Origin of the sequence: Pseudomonas helmanticensis (assembly GCF_900182985.1) — a bacterium.
Taxonomy (GTDB): domain Bacteria; phylum Pseudomonadota; class Gammaproteobacteria; order Pseudomonadales; family Pseudomonadaceae; genus Aquipseudomonas; species Aquipseudomonas helmanticensis.
Map to the genome: position 1 here is coordinate 3,538,148 of NZ_FXUY01000001.1, position 17,603 is coordinate 3,555,750.

A 17,603-nucleotide genomic window follows, 5' to 3' on the forward strand; every position below is an offset into this window, starting at 1 on the left:
GAGTTTCAAACATGCTGCTTTCCCTCGAACCCCGTGGCCAGCAATCGCGCCTGATGCTGTGGTGCTCGCCGTTATTGGCGGCGGTACTGACGCTTGGCTGCGGTTCGCTGTTGTTTATCGCCCTTGGGCATGACCCGCTGCAAACCTTGCGTACGCTGCTGATCGCGCCGGTCAGCGATTTGTATGGTGTCTCCGAGTTGCTGGTCAAAGCGTTGCCGATTCTGCTTTGCGCACTGGGCTTAGCCGTGGCGTATCAGGCGCGAATCTGGAACATCGGCGCCGAAGGTCAATTGCTCCTCGGCGCGCTCGCCGGCAGTGCCCTCGCGGTGAACATCATCGACATGCAGAGCCGTTGGGCGCTGGTGTTGATTCTGCTCACCGGCACCCTCGCCGGCGCGGCGTGGGCCGGGCTGACGGCGTGGTTGCGCACGCGCTTCAACGCCAACGAAATCCTCACCAGCATCATGCTCAATTACATCGCTCTGAACCTGCTGCTGTTCTGCGTGCACGGGCCGCTGAAGGATCCGGCCGGCTTCAACTTTCCCGAGTCGGCGATGTTCGGCGATGCCAGCCGTTTGCCGTTGTTGATGGAGGACGGCCGCGTGCACGCCGGGGTGTATTTCGCCCTGCTCGCACTGGTCGCTGTGTGGGTGTTGCTGCAAAAAAGCTTTGTCGGTTTCCAGATCAAAGTGCTCGGGCTGGACAAGCGTGCGGCGGGGTTTGTCGGCTTTCGCGAGAAGCGTTTGATCTGGCTGGCGCTATTGATCAGCGGCGGCTTGGCGGGGCTTGCGGGTGTCTGCGAAGTGACCGGGCCGATCGGTCAATTGGTGCCGCAGGTTTCGCCGGGTTACGGCTATGCGGCGATCACCGTGGCGTTTCTTGGGCGACTCAATCCGATCGGGATTCTGTTTTCTAGCCTGCTGATGGCGCTGCTGTACATCGGCGGCGAGAGTGCACAAATGACCCTGAATCTGCCGCAGGCGATCACCCAGTTATTCCAGGGAATGATGCTGTTTTTCCTGCTCGCCTGTGACGTGCTGATCCTCTATCGGCCACGCCTGAATTTGCGGTGGGTGAAGCGTACTTCGACTACCGCCGTAACCGCCGGAGCGCTGTGATGGATATCGATCTGTTGAGCAATATTTTCTACGCCATGGTGCGTTGCGGCACGCCGTTGTTGCTGGTGGCGCTGGGTGAACTGATCTGCGAGAAGAGCGGCGTGCTCAACCTCGGGCAGGAAGGGATGATGCTGTTTGGCGCGGTGATCGGTTTTATCGTTGCGTTCAACAGCGACAACCTCTGGCTTGGCGTGTTGCTGGCGATGCTCGCCGGGATGTTGTTGTCGTCGCTGTTTGCCTTGGTGGCGCTGGTGTTCAACGCCAATCAGGTCGCGACCGGGCTGGCCCTGACGATTTTTGGTGTCGGCCTGTCGACCTTTGTCGGCGCGGCTTGGGTGGGGAAACCGTTGACGGGTTTTGAGCCGGTGGCGATTCCTTATCTGAGTGAGATTCCAATGATCGGGCGGATGCTGTTTGCTCAGGATCTGCTGGTGTACCTGTCGTTCGCGCTGTTTGCGCTGGTGGCGTGGGTGATCGTCAAAAGTCGTGTCGGGTTGATCATTCAGGCGGTGGGCGAGAACCCGGATGCGGCCAGTGCGATGGGGCTGCCGGTGTTGACTGTGCGCACATTGGCGGTGCTGTTCGGCGGTGCGATGGCCGGGTTGGCCGGGGCGTATCTGTCGCTGGCGTACACGCCGATGTGGGCGGAAAACATGACCGCTGGACGCGGCTGGATCGCGTTGGCGCTGGTGGTGTTTGCCAGTTGGCGGGTGTGGCGGTTGTTGCTTGGGGCGTATCTGTTTGGACTCGCCAGCATCCTGCATCTGGTGGCGCAGGGGTTGGGGCTGGCGATTCCATCGAGTTTGCTGGCGATGCTGCCGTATGTGGCGACGATTGTGGTGCTGGTGTTGTTGTCGCGGGATGCGCTGCGTACGCGGTTGTATGCGCCGGTGTCGTTGGGGCAGCCTTGGCAGGCGGGGCATTAATTGTTGTTTGGGCGGGCCTCTTCGCGAGCAAGCCCGCTCCCACAGTTGACCGCATTCCCCTGTGGGAGCGAGCCTGCTCGCGATAGCTTTCGAACAGGCAACACCTGAGCAACGCCCCACGCCAGTTCGAAGACCAGGAAAACCAGCAGGATCGAACTGGCGCCATGGGCCAATGCGTACGCTTGCCATGCCGCAAACAAAAACCGCGCCACCGCGTCATACCGTCCATAAAGCGCCTGCGGATCACGAATCCGCAGCACCGCCCACACGCACACCAGCGAACCCAACAGATTCGCCATCAACATATGCACAGGTTGAAACGCCGGTAGCTCACCCGGCAAGTTCAGTGCGCTCAACAACCCGTGCACAAAAGCAAAACTCCACGGCGTGGCAAACGCTGCCGTCACGATCAGGTCATACCAGGCGCTGCCGCGCACCACGTGGCGATACTGCGTTGAAGTCCACATCATCCATGCTCCAGAAATTCAGGGAGCAACCACGGTAAAGCCTGGAGTATGCTCCAGGGTCAACAGCTGTTTTGAGAGCCACTATGCGCATCGGTGAATTAGCCCAGGCCAGCGCCGTCAGTCGTGACACCCTGCGTTTCTATGAGCAGCGCGGGTTGATCGCGGCGCAACGCAGTGCCAACGGTTATCGCGACTATCCGCCGGAGATGGTGCAACTGGTGCTCTATATCAAAACGGCGCAGCGCCTGGGATTTACCCTCGGCGAGATCGGCGATAGCGTCGCGGCATTGTGGAACGCGCCCGATCCGGACAACGCCGTGGCGCAATTGCTGCGCGACAAACTGCAACTGATCGAAACCCGCATGCGCGAACTCGACGTACTGCGTCAGGAGTTGCAACTTCGGCTCGGTCAGGCCTGTCCATTGAATCCATGATCCTCATTCATCAAGGAAGCCCATCATGTCTGCAAAAAACGCACTGATCATCGGCGCCTCCCGGGGCCTGGGCCTCGGTCTGGTGCAAACCCTGCTGGCCGACGGCTGGCAGGTCACCGCCACCGTGCGCAATCCGCAAAACGCCGAGGCGCTGCAAGCACTGGGCAAGGTGCGGATCGAGAAGCTCGACATGGACGACCAGCAGGCGGTGATCGCCCTGAGTCAGCAACTCAAGGGCGAAACGTTTGATCTGCTGTTCGTCAACGCCGGGGTCAAAGGCCCGGCGGATCAGACCCCGGGCGGCGCGACACTGGCTGAGGTCGGTCAGCTGTTTTTCACCAACGCGGTGGCGCCGATCAACCTGGCACAGCGTTTTGTCGGGCAGATTCGTGACGGCAGCGGCGTGCTGGCATTCATGAGTTCCGGACTGGGCAGCGTGACAGTGGCGGACGCGCCGGAGCTGGCGCTGTACAAGGCCAGCAAAGCTGCGCTGAACTCGATGACCAACAGTTTTGTCACGCAGTTGGGTGAGCAGAAGATGACGGTGTTGTCGCTGCATCCGGGTTGGGTGAAGACCGATATGGGCGGCGAAGGGGCTGACCTTGACGTTGAAACCAGCACCCGTGGGTTAATCGATCAGGTGAATGCGTATACCGGCAAGGGCGGGCATCATTTCATCAACTACAAGGGCGAAACGATTCCCTGGTAAGCCGCAAAATCAAAATCCCCTGAATACCTGCATGACTGGCTAACTGTAGGAGCCGCCGAAGGCTGCGATCTTTTGATCCTGTTTTTTACAATCAAAAGATCGCAGCCTTCGGCAGCTCCTACAGGGTTTGTGCATTTTGGTTGTGTGTTGTCTGGTCGGGTTGGGCTTGCCCGACGCGGCGTTTTGTTTGAAACTGCGCACCTCGTCCCTTGCGGCGACCCTGGATCAGCAGACAGGGCATCACTGAGCTGGCAACCCTGAACCCAATTTTCAGAGGAGCCGGCAACATGCCCGCGACCCGTACCTGGTTAAAAAACCCCCTCGCCATTTTCACCTCCAACGAACTCGATGCCCGTGGCGGTCTTGTCGTGCAAGACGGTGTCATCGTCGAAGTCCTCGCGGCCGGCCAACAGCCGTCGGCGCCGTGCAATGCAGTGTTCGATGCCCGCGAGCATGTGATCCTGCCGGGCCTGATCAACACCCACCACCACTTCTATCAAACCCTCACCCGCGCTTGGGCCCCAGTGGTCAATCAGCCGTTGTTTCCGTGGCTGAAAACCCTGTACCCGGTGTGGGCGCGCCTGACACCGGAGAAACTCGCCCTCGCGACCAAAGTTGCCTTGGCCGAACTGCTGCTGTCGGGTTGCACCACCGCTGCCGACCATCACTATCTGTTCCCGGACGGTCTGGAAAACGCCATCGACGTGCAAGTCGAAACCGTGCGTGAACTGGGCATGCGCGCCATGCTCACCCGCGGTTCGATGAGCCTCGGCGAGAAGGACGGCGGCCTGCCGCCGCAGCAGACCGTGCAGGAAGGTCAGGTGATTCTCGACGACAGTCAGCGCCTGATTCACGAGTACCACGAACGCGGTGACGGCGCGCAGATCCAGATCGCGCTGGCGCCGTGCTCGCCGTTCTCGGTGACTCCGGAAATCATGTCGGCCAGTGCTGAACTGGCGAACAAGCTCGACGTGCGCCTGCACACGCACCTGGCGGAAACCCTCGACGAAGAAGACTTCTGCCTGCAGCGTTTTGGCCTGCGCACCGTCGATTATCTCGACAGCGTCGGCTGGCTCGGCCCACGCACCTGGCTGGCGCACGGCATCCACTTCAACCCGGACGAAATCGCTCGCTTGGGTCAGGCTGGCACCGGCATTTGCCATTGCCCGAGTTCGAATATGCGTCTGGCCTCCGGCATTTGCCCAAGTATCGACCTGACCGATGCCGGTGCCTTGTTTGGTCTGGGCGTCGACGGTTCGGCGTCCAACGATGCGTCGAACATGATTCTCGAAGCGCGTCAGGCGCTGTACATCCAGCGTCTGCGTTACGGCGCCGAGAAGATCACCCCGGAGCGTGTGCTGGGCTGGGCGACCAAGGGTTCGGCGAGTCTGTTGGGCCGCACCGACATTGGTGAGATTGCCGTGGGCAAGCAGGCGGATCTGGCGTTGTTCAAGCTCGATGAGCTGCGCTTCTCGGGCAGCCATGATCCGATTTCGGCGCTGCTGTTGTGCGGCGCGGATCGTGCGGATCGGGTGATGATTGGCGGCAAGTGGCGCGTGGTTGAAGGACAGGTTGAAGGCCTTGACCTCAAAGGCCTGATCGCCGATCACAGCCAGGCGGCACGCCAGCTGATCGCCGGTACCTGATCCCCGGATCATCCCCATGTAGGAGCTGCCGAAGGCTGCGATCTTTTGATCTGTTTTTCTAGAAGCAAGATCAAAAGATCGCAGCCTTCGGCAGCTCCTACAGGGGGCTCGGCTGGGCTTAAAGGCCGAGCAGGGACAACATGATGAACGTCGCGAACAGCACAAAGTGCGTCATGCCTTCGATGGCATTGGTCTCGCCGTCATTCAGGTTGATCGCACTGACGATCAACGTCAGGAAAATCATCACCGTCTGCACTGGCGTCATCGCCATCTGAAACGGCTGGCCGGTGTACAGCGCCATCGCTTCCATCACCGGCACCGTCAGAATCACCGTCGACAGTGACGCCCCCATCGCAATGTTCACCACCGACTGCATGCGGTTGGCCAATGCCGCGCGCAACGCGGTCAAAATCTCCGGCGCCGCGGAAATCGCCGCCACCAGAATCGCCGTGATCACCGGCGGTGCGCCCGTGCCTTCCAGACCCAGATCGAGGGTCTTCGACATCACCTCGGCGAGTGCGCCAATCACCACCACGCCAAACACCAGAATACCGATCGACAACGCCAGGCTGACCGGTTTCGGTTCCTCCTCGACAGGTTCTTTCTTGCGGCGTTTGTCCGGGTAGCTGTAGCTGAAAAAGTAGCTGTGCGGGCCGACCTGCATGCGCAGAAACAGCGCGTAAAGCACCACCATCGCGCCGATGGTGAACGCCGAATAAATCTTCCAGTTGGCCTCGGGAATAAATTCCGGCACCACCATCGACACGCCCATGGCGGTGAGAATCATCACGCTGTAGCTGCGTGCCGAATCGTCGTTGTAGGACTGCTCGCCGTGCTTGATCCCGCCCATCAATGCGGCGAGGCCGAGGATGCCGTTGATGTCGAGCATCACTGCGGAATAGATCGTGTCGCGCACCAACGTCGGCGAGGCTTCGTTGCTCATCATGATCGCCAGGATCACCACTTCGACCAAGACGGCAGCGAGGGTCAGGATCATCGTGCCGTAGGGGTCGCCGACTTTTTCCGCGAGCAATTCGGCCTGATGGGCGACGCGCATCGAGGCGGCGACGATGAAGGCGATGATGACCAGACCGCCGACCAGCGCGACGATCTGACCACTGTGCAACAGCCAGTGTTCCAGCGGATAGGCGACGCACGCGGCGATGACGGCCAATAGCAGAAAGCTTTCTTGCTTGAGGATCGAGAGCATGGCGGGCCTTTTTGCCGAAGAGTCCGAATGAGCTACTGACTGCGGGGCGGCGCTAACGTTTCGTTACACCTTAGCGCACCAAGCGATAGCGTGAATCCGTTGAGTTGCACTGCGTTGGTTCTGGCGCTGAAAAGATCGCAGCCTTCGGCAGCTCCTACAGGTTGTGCATTCCCATGTAGGAGCTGCCGAAGGCTGCGATCTTTTTTGTTTGTTGTCCTGTTGGTCAGCAATTTGCATTAGCCCTGACCACACACAACAAAATGGAGTTCGAATTCATGCAACTACGTCCGCTGCACAAACTGCTGTGCGCCGCCCTCGGTCTGGGGATCAGTCTGAGCGCCAGCGCTGCCGATCCGCTGAAGGTCGGTTTCGTTTACATCGGCCCGATCGGTGACCACGGCTGGACGTATCAGCATGAACAGGGGCGCAAGGCTCTCGCCGAGAAATTCGGCAATCAGATCACCACTAACTACGTCGAGAACGTCGCTGAAGGTGCTGATGCCGAGCGGGTGATCCGCAACATGGCCAAGGATAAGTACGACCTGATCTTCACCACCTCTTTCGGCTACATGAACCCGACGCTGAAAGTCGCCAAGCAATTTCCCAAGGTGACCTTCGAACACGCCACCGGCTATAAACAGGACAAAAACCTCGGCACCTATCTGGCGCGCACCTATGAGGGTCGCTACGTCGGCGGTTTCCTCGCGGCGAAGATGACCAAGACCAAGAAGATCGGTTATGTCGCTTCGTTCCCGATCCCCGAGGTAATCCGCGACATCAACGCGATTCAACTGGCCTTGAACAAATACAACCCGGGCACCGAGATCAAAGTGGTGTGGGTCAACTCCTGGTTCGACCCGGGCAAGGAAGCCGACGCGGCCAACGCGCTGATCGATCAGGGTGTCGACGTGGTGTTCCAGCACACCGACAGCCCGGCGCCGATTCAGGCCGCCGAACGTCGTGGCGTGTACGCGGTGGGTTACGCCTCGGACATGGCGCACTTCGGCCCGAAAGCGGTGCTGACCTCGATCGTCAACGACTGGGCGCCGCACTATATTCAGGCGACGCAAAGCGTGATCGATCACAACTGGAAATCGCAGGATTACTGGGGCGGGCTGAAGGAAGGCACGGTTGAACTGCCAATCAGCGACCTGGTGCCGGCACCGGTGAAAGCCGAGGCCGAGCAGATTATTGCCGACATCAAAAGCGGTGCCTTCCAACCGTTCACCGGGCCGATCAAGGATCAGGCCGGGGTCGAGAAAATCCCCGCAGGCGTGAGTGCGACGAATGCGGAACTGGCGTCGATGAACTACTACGTTGAAGGCATGAAGGCCGAGATGCCGAAGTAATCTACCTGACCCCGATCGTTCCCACGCTCTGCGTGGGAATGCCGCCCGGGACGCTCCGCGTCCCTGCTGAAAGCGGACGCAGAGCGTCCATTGAGGCATTCCCACGCGGAGCGTGGGAACGATCTCCCGTACTTTTCAAGGATTGTGTATGGATCAGCTTCCGATCATCGATATCAGCCCGCTCTACTCCGACGACGAAAACGCCTGGCCTGCCGTGGCCGCGCAGATCGACCTGGCCTGCCGCGAATGGGGTTTCTTCTACATCAAGGGTCATCCGATCTCGCCGCAACGCATCGACGCCGTGCTTGATCACACCCAGCGTTTCTTCGCCCTCCCCGCCGCCGAAAAACTCAAGATCGACATCACCCAGACCCGCCACCATCGCGGCTATGGCGCCATCGCCACCGAGCAACTCGACCCGAGCAAACCCAGCGACCTCAAAGAAACCTTCGACATGGGCCTGCACTTGCCGGCCAACCATCCCGACGTGCTCACCGAAAAACCGTTGCGCGGGCCGAACCGGCATCCGGCGCAACCGGGCTGGGAAGCGCTGATGGAGCAGCATTACCTCGACATGCAGGCCCTCGCGCAAACCCTGTTGCGGGCGATGACCATTGCACTGGACATCAAGCGCGATTTCTTCGACAGCCGCTTCGTTGACCCGGTCAGCGTCCTGCGCATGATCCATTACCCACCGCGCCACACCGCCAGCTCCGCCGAGCAACAAGGCGCCGGCGCGCACACCGATTACGGCTGCATCACCCTGCTCTATCAGGACAGCGCCGGCGGCCTGCAAGTGAAAAACGTCAAAGGTGAATGGATCGACGCGCCACCGATTGACGGCACCTTCGTGGTCAACCTCGGCGACATGATGGCGCGCTGGAGCAACGATCGTTATCGCTCGACTCCGCACCGGGTGATCAGCCCGCGCGGCGTTGACCGTTATTCGATGCCGTTCTTCGCCGAACCGCACCCGGACACGCGCATCGAATGCTTGCCCGGTTGTCAGGACCCACAGCATCCGGCGAAATATCCGACCACCACCTGCGCCGAATTCCTGCTGTCGCGCTTCGCCGATACCTACGCTTATCGGCGCGAGCAGGAAGCCGTTTGATGGATCGCTTGGTCAGGTTTTGCCAATTGTTTCAGCGCGCATCTGTAGAATGCCGTCATTGCACCTGATGAGAAAAGAATATGTACGACTGGCTCAACGCCTTGCCCAAGGCTGAACTGCACCTGCATCTGGAAGGCTCGCTGGAGCCCGAGCTGCTGTTCGCCCTGGCCGAACGCAACAAGATCGCCCTGCCGTGGAACGACGTGGAAACCCTGCGCAAGGCTTACGCCTTCAACAACCTGCAGGAATTCCTCGACCTGTATTACCAGGGCGCCGATGTGCTGCGCACCTCGCAGGATTTCTATGACCTGACCTGGGCGTACCTGCTGCGCTGCAAGGCACAGAACGTGATTCACACTGAACCGTTCTTCGACCCGCAGACCCACACCGACCGGGGCATCCCGTTTGAAGTGGTGCTCAACGGCATCGCGGCGGCACTGAAGGATGGCGAGCAGCAACTGGGCATCACCAGCGGTTTGATCCTCAGTTTCCTGCGCCACTTGAGCGAAGAAGAAGCCGAGAAAACCCTCGATCAGGCGCTGCCGTTCCGTGACGCGTTTGTCGCTGTCGGTCTCGACAGTTCCGAGATGGGCCACCCGCCGAGCAAGTTCCAGCGGGTATTCGACCGAGCCCGCCACGAAGGTTTCCTGACCGTTGCCCACGCCGGCGAAGAAGGCCCGCCGGAGTACATCTGGGAAGCCATCGACCTGCTGAAAATCCAGCGCATCGACCATGGCGTACGCGCCATCGAAGACGAGCGCCTGATGCAGCGGATCATCGACGAGCAGATCCCGCTGACCGTGTGCCCGCTGTCGAACACCAAGCTTTGCGTGTTCGATCACATGTCGCAGCACAACATCCTCGACATGCTCGAGCGTGGCGTGAAGGTCACGGTGAACTCCGATGACCCGGCGTACTTCGGTGGTTATGTGACCGAGAACTTCTACGCGCTGCATGAGCATTTGGGCATGACCCAGGATCAGGCCAAGCGCCTGGCGCAAAACAGCCTCGATGCGCGCCTGGCAAAACCCTAAAAGCAAAAGATCGCAGCCTTCGGCAGCTCCTACAGGAGTACACATAATCCTGTAGGAGCTGCCGCAGGCTGCGATCTTTTCAGACCACCTCGGTCAACTCTTCGAGGGTTTTCCCCCGCGTCTCCATCCCGAACAACCACACCACCCCCGCCGCAATCGCAAAGCACGCCGCGCCCAGCGCAAACACCCCGCCCTGCCCGGTTATCGGGAACACCAGCCCGGTCACCAATGGCCCGAGCAACGAGCCCACACGGCCAATCGCCGAGGCGAACCCCGAGCCCGTCGCGCGCGCCGAAGTCGGATACAACTCCGGCGTGTAGGTGTAGAGCACGGCCCACATGCCGAACAGGAAAAACTGCATCAACAACCCGGTGCTGATCAGCAGCGCCACGTTGCCGCCGAACACCGCGCTCTGCCCATACAGAAACGCCATCACCCCGCCGCCGAGCAAGGTGACGATGCACACCGGTTTACGGCCCCAGCGCTCGACCAGCCACGCCGCCATCAAAAATCCAGGAATCCCGCCCAGCGAAATCAGCACCGTGTAATACACCGACTGCGTCACGGCAAAACCCGACTGTTGCAGCAACGCACTCAGCCATGACGTCAGCCCATAAAAACCGAGCAGCGCGAAAAACCACAGACTCCAGATCATCGTTGTGCGCTGACGATACTGCGGCGACCAGATCTGCTTGAGCGCCGAAAAGAAATGACCCGGCGGCGTTACCGTACGCGGCAAGCGAATCGGTTCCGGCAGCACCGCACCGCCCATCGACGCACGCACCCGCGCTTCGATGCCGCTCAACACCTTGTCCGCCGCGTCATCTCTCCCGGCCTGCTCCAGCCAGCGCGGTGATTCGGGAATGAAGAAACGGATCGCCAGGACAAACACCGCCGGCACCGCCAATACGAGAAAGATGTCACGCCAGCCAATCAGCGGCAGCAGGAAATACGACAGCACCCCCGCCGCGACAAAACCCAACGGCCAGAAGCCATCCATCAAGGCGATGTAGCGCCCGCGTCGCCGGGCGGGAATCAACTCGGACAGCATCGACTGCGCGATGGGAAACTCCATGCCCATGCCGATCCCCAACAGAATGCGGAACAGTGTCAGAGCCTCGACCGTTTGCGCCGTCGAGCACAGGTAACTGGCCACGCCCCACAGGACGATGCTCCACTGGAACACCGGTTTGCGCCCGAAACGGTCGGCGAGCATGCCGGACAACGAAGCCCCCAGCACCATGCCGAAAAAACTCGAGCTGGCGAGCAGCCCAGCCTGGGCGCTGCTCAGGCCGAACTCGGCTTTGATCGAGCCGAGCAGGAACGTCATCATCGCCAGGTCCATGGAGTCGAAGAAAAACGCCAAGGCAATGATGATGAAAATGATCCGGTGATAACCGCTGATCGGCAGTCGTTCCAAGCGTTCTGCCGCGCTGAAGCCGTGAGTGTCCATGCCGCCTCCCCCATCCGAAAAGTCCCCGGATCGAGTGTGCGCGATAGCGACCCTGCGTTCGTGCTGGATGCGACCTGTTCGCAGCCGTAGACGACGTCAGCAACATTGAGCCAGCCCCGAACGTTAATGACGCGCGGCTCTACTACGCCATTTGCAGCGCGGTTTCCTTGGCGAAGCGCAGCAATTCGCGTTCGCCAGTGGCCGACAATTGCAGCGCTCTGGAATCATTCGGCAAGGTCAGCCAGCCGGACTGCATGAACAACTGCAACAGCGCCGCCCCAAGTGAACCGCCCATGTGCGGTCGGCGTTCGCTCCAGTCGGGGCACGCGCAGGCCACTTGCACATTGCGATGGGCCAGCGCCTGGATGAACACCCCGCGTCCGGCCAATTGCTTCGCGCCTTTGTGAGTCACAACCACGCGCTGGTCAAACTGTTCGATCCAGCCGGCATCGAGCAGTCGCTGATAAAGATCGGCAGCCAGCGTTCCGCCCAGATGGTCGTCGCAAAAGCGCGCGCGCAACAACGACGAAGGCGCGGCCTGCGGTTTCGCCATGGGCGTGGAGCGTTTGAACACCTCGGGTATTTCTCGTGGAGTGCTGGCGATGGTCGCGCTGGCCAGCGCTTCTATCGCCGCACCGACCTCCGGTGCCGAGAGACGGAAAAAACGCTTGCGACCACGGACTTCGACCTTCAACAGACCGCCTGTGGACAGCCGCGCCAGATGCGCGCTGGCCGACGACGGTGACAGCCCTGCCAGTAGCGCAAGTTCCTCGGTTTGCCGGGCCGAACCATCCATCAACGCCCACATCATCGCGCTGCGCTTGGGGTCGGCCAGCAACGTGGCGATCTGGCTGATGCAAGGTGCATGTTCCATGTATTCACTCCCTGTGGAATCGTATCGTCTACTGCTCGCAGACATCTTGACCAGTAATGGGTCGGCGGCCAAGACGCGAAAAACGCCACGTGCCGGGGCAATGCAGACCCTTGGCACAACACCTCCCGGCATAGACGTCGCGGCCTTGCGCTGCCCTGATTTGAACAGGACCCGCTTGGTCTGACGGTGTCCGCACCGGGGTTTCGGTACTGGCATGAGGCAGGCGCTAGTATAAGCGGGATGCAAGCTCCGTCCCGCGCCGGAGCCTGCGCGGGTGGTGATTGTTCCTGACAGAAATTTCTCTATTTAACTGCGACTAATGATCAAGTTTCGAGAAATCGGGAAATTGACTACTCAATTCAGCGCATCGGCTGGCAAGCATTTCCCTCAACAGGTTCACTGGCTTACTCAATTGTGCGCGATGTGCGCACAGCAAATTCAGCGGAGCGCGCTCGCACAGCAGCTCCGGCATCAACACCTTGAGCCGGCCCGCCAGCACATCGGCGCCCACGTCGAGCCAGGATTTATAGGCAATCCCGGCGCCGGCCACCGCCCATAAGCGCACGACGTCGGCGTCATCACTGAAGCGGTCGCCGCTTACGGTCAGACCGACTTCCCGTTTGCCGTCATGAAAACTCCAATGGTCGTGCACCCGACTGCCGAGCATGTACAACAGGCAATTGTGCTGGGCCAGTTGCTCGAGCTGGTGCGGTTCGCCGTGCCGGGCCAGGTAGGCCGGGGCGGCGCAGAGCACGCGGCGGTTGTCCGGGGCGATCGGCAGGGCGACCAGGCTTGAGTCTTCCGGCTCGCCATAGCGCAAGGCGATATCCACCGGCTGGCGAAACAGATCGGCGATGCGGTCACCGAGCAGCAGGCGCACCGTCAGTTTCGGATGTTCGCGCTGAAACTCGTCGAGCCACGGCAGCAACAGATTGCGCCCGAAATCCGAAGGCGCCGACAGCTGCAAGACCCCACTGACCTGATCCTGCCCGCTGGCGAGCAGGCGCCGGCCTTCATCGAGACTGCTCAATGCCGCCCGCGCGTATTCGAGAAAACCTTCACCCTCGGCCGTCAGGCGCAGGCTGCGCGTCGAACGGGCGAGCAAGCGTGCGCCGAGTTGCTGCTCGATACGTTTGAGCGCCGCGCTGGCCACGGCGGCGGACATGTCCATTACCCGCGCAGCAGCCGACAGGCTGCCCAGATCCGCTGCCCGGACAAACAACTGCAAGTCATCGAAACGCAGCATTCCCAGCCTCGATTATCAAAAAAACATTGAAAGAGAGTGCTCTTTTAGCCGGTTTTATCTTGCAGAGAAATAGCCAATCATCTGTCCATCGAATTCATCCCGCTGCTCTGGAGCCGAACATGTCTCAGCCGTTCACCGCTATCGCTACCCTGATTGCCAAACCCGGCCAGCAGGATCTTCTCGAACAAAGCCTGCGCGCACTGGTTGCACCAAGCCGTGCCGAGGACGGTTGCAGCCAGTACGACCTGCATCGCGATCTCACCGATCCGCAGGTTTTCTACGTGATCGAACACTGGGCCAGTGAGGAGATCCTCCAGGCGCACAACGCCAGCGCGCACTTTTTGCACTTCCAGGCCACTGCCGGCCAGACCATCGAACACTTCCAGCTCAAGCGCCTCGGCGCGATTGCCTGATTCCTTCTTCCATTACCTGTACGGAGCCCTTCATGAAAGCCATCGCCTATTACGCATCCCTGCCAATCAGCGACGCCAAAGCCCTGCAAGATATCGAGTTGCCAGAGCCGGTCCCTGGCCCGCGCGACCTGCTGGTGGAAGTCAAAGCGATTTCGGTCAACCCGGTCGACACCAAAGTGCGGCAGAACGTGGCGCCGGAAAATGGTGCCGCGAATGTGCTGGGCTGGGATGTTGCCGGTGTGGTCAAGGCAGTCGGCAGCGAAGTGACATTGTTCAAGGCCGGCGACAAAGTCTTCTACGCCGGCTCCATCGCCCGCGCTGGCGGCAACAGTGAACTGCACACGGTTGATGAGCGCATCGTCGGCCATATGCCGAAATCCCTCGGTTTCGCCGAAGCCGCCGCCCTGCCGCTGACCGCGATCACGGCCTGGGAGTTGTTGTTCGAGCGCCTGCAAATCCGCGAAGGCAAAACCGCTGAAGGCCAGAGCCTGTTGATCGTTGGCGCGGCCGGCGGGGTGGGTTCGATCCTCACGCAATTGGCCAAGCAGTTGACCGGGCTGAAGGTGATCGGCACCGCGTCCCGCGAGCAGACCCGCGATTGGGTCAAGGAACTGGGCGCGGATCTGGTGATCGATCACAGCCAGCCATTGAGTGAAGAGCTCAAGCGCGCCGGCATCGACCAGGTGACTCACGTCGCCAGCCTGACCCAGACCGATCAGCATCTGGATCAACTGGTCGAGGCGCTCGCGCCGCAAGGCAAACTGGCGTTGATCGACGATCCGAAGTCGCTCGACGTGAGCAAGCTCAAGCGCAAGAGCCTGTCGTTGCACTGGGAGTTCATGTACACCCGCTCGCTGTTCGAGACGCCGGACATGATCGAGCAGCACAAGCTGCTTAATCGTGTCGCGGAGCTGATTGATGCGGAGACGTTGAAGACCACGGTGGGTGAGCATTTCGGTGTGATCAATGCGGCCAATCTGCGTCGCGCGCATGAGTTGCTGGAGAGTGGCAAGGCCAAGGGGAAAATTGTTTTAGAAAGTTTCTAAAGTCAAAAGATCGCAGCCTTCGGCAGCTCCTACAGGGGGTGACGAGCCACGGTTTATTGCGCGCGGCCGTGTAGGAGCTGCCGCAGGCTGCGATCTTTGTCTTCAGTCAGATGGCTGATCCTTGTCACAATTGCGATCGTATTCAGGACTACAATCGAAGCCTCTGCGATACATCTTTTACGCAAGGGAGGTCAGCAATGAAGATCCTGATAAAAGAAGTGGCAAAGTCTCAATGGCAGGTTCGTCTCGACCAGCACGCCGTGACATTCCGCAGTGAAGCCGAAGCACTGGCCTTCACCCGCACCCTCGAAGCGCGACTCTGCGCGCCCCATCAGATTCCCGACCGCAGCCAGCAACGCGCTGCCGGCTGAGTTTTCTAGACCTCAGCTTGCGCCTGCGCCAGCGCCCGGGCATTTTGCAAACGCCGGGTGAGCAACGCGACGCTCACCACCAGCACACCACACAAGCTGATGACGATGGCCATCGGCACCGCCGTGCCGTCGTGCAACACGCCGACCAGCGCTGAAGCGCCGGCGGCGACGCTGAACTGCATGCAGCCGAGCAACGCCGAAGCACTGCCGGCACGCCCGCCCTGCCCGTTCATTGCGCAGGCCGCCGCATTCGGGCTGATGCAGCCCAGGCTGGAAACACAGATGAACAACGGGATCAGCAACGGCCACAAGGATTCCGTGTGCAAGGCGCTGACGGCCAGCAAGGTCAGCCCCGCCGCCAGATAAACCCAGACCGCCCGCGACAGCAGGAACGCCGGGCCACGCTTGGCCAGCAACCGCGCATTGACCTGCGCGACCAGAATGAAACCCGCCGCGTTGGTGCCGAACAGCCAGCCGAAGTGCTCGGCCGGAACGCCGTACAGTTTGATGAAGATGAACGGCGAGCCGGCGATGTAGGCGAACATCCCGGCGATGGCGATGCCGCCGGTCAGGGCGTGGCCGAGGTAGACCCGATCCTTGAGCAGGCGCCCATACTGGCGCAGTGCGCCGGACAACGGCTGGCGCGGCATATGCGCCGGCATACTTTCCGGCAAGCCCAGTGCTACCGCGAGGCCAGCCAGTGCGCTGAACCCGGTCAACACGAGGAAAATCGACTGCCAGCCGGTGGTGTTGACCAGCAGGCCGCCGAGCATCGGTGCCAGAATCGGCGCCAGGCCCATCACCAGCATCAGTTGCGAGAAGACTTTTGCCGAGCCCACTGCGTCGCATTTGTCACTGACCACCGCCCGCGAGATCACCATCCCTGCGCAACCACCCAGCGCTTGAACGAAGCGCGCGCCGATCAGCCATTGCAGATTCGGCGCATAGGCGCAGGCCAGTGAAGCCAGGGTGAACAGCGTCAGCCCGACGAGCAGCGGAATCCGCCGACCAAAGCGATCCGCTACCGGGCCGTAAGCCAGCTGACCGATGGACAGGCCAGCGAAATACGCCGCCAGGGTCATCTGCACGTGTTTCTCGTCGGTGCCGAAGGCCAGCGCCATCGAGGGAAAAGCAGGCAGATAGAAGTCGATCGCCAAGGGCCCGAAGGCGGTCAAGGCACCGAGAATCAGAATGGTACGGAAGTTCATCAGGCATCCAGGTAGACAAGTCGGCAGCCCGACAGTCTAGCTGCGCCCGGACGCCTTGAACATTCCGATAGCTCGCTAACTATAAAAACAGCAAAAGATCGCAGCCTTCGGCAGCTCCTACATTATTCAGTGCAGGAGCTGCCGAAGGCTGCGATCTTTTGCTTCTAGGCGAGTTTGACGGCGTAGCCCTCGTCGCTGATGACCTCAATCACCTGCTCGGCACTCAGCGCACTTTCCACGCCGACCTCTTTCGCCGCCAGATCGACCCGCACGCTGGCCGCCGGATCTTTGGCCTGCAGCGCGTTAGTGATGGCTTTGACACAGTGACCACAAGACATGCCCTGAACATTGAACACTTGCATGGAATGACTCCGTTGAGTGGGGTTGCCGGCAGTCTCGAGCTTGCCACGATGGCAAGGTCAAGTTCTTGAATAAACTGCCGGGCTGGCAATCGGCGCCGCGCTCGGCCAAGCTGCGTAGATCAATGACTTCAATTCAGGAGATTCAGCCATGCGCTGGTCAGTTTTCAGCCTGTTTGGCTTTCTCAGCCTTTTTACCGCCCTCCCTCAAGCGCAAGCTGCCGGCGAGGATTACGCAGTGCTGATCATTTCCCGCGAGCGCCTGGAAGTGTCGACCTCCTGCGAGATCGGCGTGTACATCCAGGATCAGCTCTCGGCGCGGCTGCTGCAGGAGCAGAGTATTTCCTTCAACCTGCCGCCGGGCACGGTGTCGCTGCGCTTGAAGTTGCTGCCGGGCCAGGTTGCCGGTTGCAACCCGGGCATGCTCGCGCCGGGTTCGCAGGAGATCAAACTGCATGCCGGTGACGTGTTGAAGTATCGGTTGGCGATGAATTCGGAAGGCGTCTATCTGAAGCGCGCCGATCTCGAATATTGAGTCGCTAGCCAAAAGATCGCAGCCTTCGGCAGCTCCTACAGGGGGATCACATTCCAATGTAGGAGCTGCCGAAGGCTGCGATCTTTTGCTT

19 protein-coding genes are annotated in these 17,603 nt (G+C 60.5%); 12 read left to right on the top strand and 7 right to left on the bottom strand.

Translation table 11 applies throughout. The annotated features are described in order from the left end of the window. Positions 1-11: 11 nt before the first annotated feature. Complete coding sequence (locus QOL84_RS15865; protein WP_283437810.1) at positions 12-1,118, top strand: ABC transporter permease; 1,107 nt, start codon at positions 12-14, stop codon at positions 1,116-1,118. After that, complete coding sequence (locus tag QOL84_RS15870; protein ID WP_283437811.1) at positions 1,118-2,044, top strand: ABC transporter permease; 927 nt, start codon at positions 1,118-1,120, stop codon at positions 2,042-2,044. The genes QOL84_RS15865 and QOL84_RS15870 overlap by 1 nt, the downstream gene beginning before the upstream one ends. On the opposite strand, the gene QOL84_RS15875 is transcribed toward QOL84_RS15870, so the two are convergent. Then, positions 2,041-2,511 (bottom strand): hypothetical protein, encoded by a 471-nt coding sequence (locus QOL84_RS15875; RefSeq protein WP_283437812.1) that lies wholly within the window; start codon positions 2,509-2,511, stop codon positions 2,041-2,043. The genes QOL84_RS15870 and QOL84_RS15875 overlap by 4 nt on opposite strands. Before the next feature lie 83 nt (positions 2,512-2,594). Here QOL84_RS15875 and QOL84_RS15880 point away from each other — a divergent pair, with 83 nt between their 5' ends. The 3 genes from QOL84_RS15880 to QOL84_RS15890 all read left to right on the top strand — a co-directional run bounded on the left by QOL84_RS15880 (position 2,595) and on the right by QOL84_RS15890 (position 5,300). Further along, positions 2,595-2,945, top strand: coding sequence for a MerR family transcriptional regulator (locus tag QOL84_RS15880; RefSeq protein WP_150795725.1), 351 nt, complete (start codon positions 2,595-2,597; stop codon positions 2,943-2,945). 22 nt (positions 2,946-2,967) lie between these two features. Continuing rightward, the gene (locus QOL84_RS15885) at positions 2,968-3,654 is read left to right on the top strand and encodes an SDR family oxidoreductase (protein ID WP_129388683.1); all 687 of its coding nucleotides are present in this window, start codon (positions 2,968-2,970) and stop codon (positions 3,652-3,654) included. Between the two features lie 287 nt (positions 3,655-3,941). Then, positions 3,942-5,300, top strand: coding sequence for an 8-oxoguanine deaminase (locus QOL84_RS15890; RefSeq protein ID WP_283437813.1), 1,359 nt, complete (start codon positions 3,942-3,944; stop codon positions 5,298-5,300). A 118-nt stretch (positions 5,301-5,418) separates the two neighbouring features. On the opposite strand, the gene QOL84_RS15895 is transcribed toward QOL84_RS15890, so the two are convergent. Next, the gene (locus QOL84_RS15895; RefSeq protein ID WP_283437814.1) at positions 5,419-6,510 is read right to left on the bottom strand and encodes a calcium:cation antiporter; all 1,092 of its coding nucleotides are present in this window, start codon (positions 6,508-6,510) and stop codon (positions 5,419-5,421) included. 275 nt (positions 6,511-6,785) lie between these two features. Between QOL84_RS15895 and QOL84_RS15900 the strand changes: the two genes are divergently transcribed. From QOL84_RS15900 to QOL84_RS15910, 3 genes are all read left to right on the top strand, one after another. After that, entirely contained in the window at positions 6,786-7,859 is a 1,074-nt protein-coding gene (locus QOL84_RS15900) for a BMP family ABC transporter substrate-binding protein (protein WP_283437815.1), read from the top strand. Between the two features lie 148 nt (positions 7,860-8,007). After that, on the top strand, positions 8,008-8,973 hold the full coding sequence (locus QOL84_RS15905) for a 2-oxoglutarate and iron-dependent oxygenase domain-containing protein (protein WP_283437816.1): 966 nt from the start codon (positions 8,008-8,010) through the stop codon (positions 8,971-8,973). An 80-nt stretch (positions 8,974-9,053) separates the two neighbouring features. After that, positions 9,054-10,007, top strand: a complete 954-nt coding sequence (locus QOL84_RS15910) for an adenosine deaminase (RefSeq protein WP_283437817.1) — start codon at positions 9,054-9,056, stop codon at positions 10,005-10,007. Positions 10,008-10,086: 79 nt separating this feature from the next. On the opposite strand, the gene QOL84_RS15915 is transcribed toward QOL84_RS15910, so the two are convergent. The 3 genes from QOL84_RS15915 to QOL84_RS15925 form a co-directional block, all read right to left on the bottom strand. Next, on the bottom strand, positions 10,087-11,460 hold the full coding sequence (locus QOL84_RS15915) for an MFS transporter (RefSeq protein ID WP_283437818.1): 1,374 nt from the start codon (positions 11,458-11,460) through the stop codon (positions 10,087-10,089). Between the two features lie 142 nt (positions 11,461-11,602). Next, positions 11,603-12,334 (bottom strand): ArsR/SmtB family transcription factor, encoded by a 732-nt coding sequence (locus QOL84_RS15920; protein ID WP_129388668.1) that lies wholly within the window; start codon positions 12,332-12,334, stop codon positions 11,603-11,605. A gap of 316 nt (positions 12,335-12,650) precedes the next feature. Further along, the gene (locus QOL84_RS15925; RefSeq protein ID WP_283437819.1) at positions 12,651-13,580 is read right to left on the bottom strand and encodes a LysR family transcriptional regulator; all 930 of its coding nucleotides are present in this window, start codon (positions 13,578-13,580) and stop codon (positions 12,651-12,653) included. Between the two features lie 119 nt (positions 13,581-13,699). Between QOL84_RS15925 and QOL84_RS15930 the strand changes: the two genes are divergently transcribed. From QOL84_RS15930 to QOL84_RS15940, 3 genes are all read left to right on the top strand, one after another. Continuing rightward, positions 13,700-13,993, top strand: a complete 294-nt coding sequence (locus QOL84_RS15930) for a putative quinol monooxygenase (protein ID WP_283437820.1) — start codon at positions 13,700-13,702, stop codon at positions 13,991-13,993. 32 nt (positions 13,994-14,025) lie between these two features. After that, the gene (locus QOL84_RS15935; RefSeq protein ID WP_283437821.1) at positions 14,026-15,039 is read left to right on the top strand and encodes a zinc-binding alcohol dehydrogenase family protein; all 1,014 of its coding nucleotides are present in this window, start codon (positions 14,026-14,028) and stop codon (positions 15,037-15,039) included. A 197-nt stretch (positions 15,040-15,236) separates the two neighbouring features. Further along, entirely contained in the window at positions 15,237-15,410 is a 174-nt protein-coding gene (locus tag QOL84_RS15940) for a hypothetical protein (protein WP_007914687.1), read from the top strand. A 5-nt stretch (positions 15,411-15,415) separates the two neighbouring features. Here the strand turns inward: QOL84_RS15940 and QOL84_RS15945 are convergent, their stop codons facing one another. Together QOL84_RS15945 and QOL84_RS15950 are read right to left on the bottom strand one after the other, a co-directional pair. After that, a complete protein-coding gene (locus QOL84_RS15945) occupies positions 15,416-16,618 on the bottom strand; it encodes a multidrug effflux MFS transporter (RefSeq protein WP_129388656.1) in 1,203 nt (400 codons plus the stop codon). A 164-nt stretch (positions 16,619-16,782) separates the two neighbouring features. Beyond that, on the bottom strand, positions 16,783-16,980 hold the full coding sequence (locus tag QOL84_RS15950) for a cation transporter (protein ID WP_283437822.1): 198 nt from the start codon (positions 16,978-16,980) through the stop codon (positions 16,783-16,785). Positions 16,981-17,128: 148 nt separating this feature from the next. On the opposite strand from QOL84_RS15950, the gene QOL84_RS15955 reads away from it, so the two are divergent. Further along, complete coding sequence (locus QOL84_RS15955) at positions 17,129-17,512, top strand: hypothetical protein (RefSeq protein ID WP_129388650.1); 384 nt, start codon at positions 17,129-17,131, stop codon at positions 17,510-17,512. Positions 17,513-17,603 lie beyond the last annotated feature (91 nt).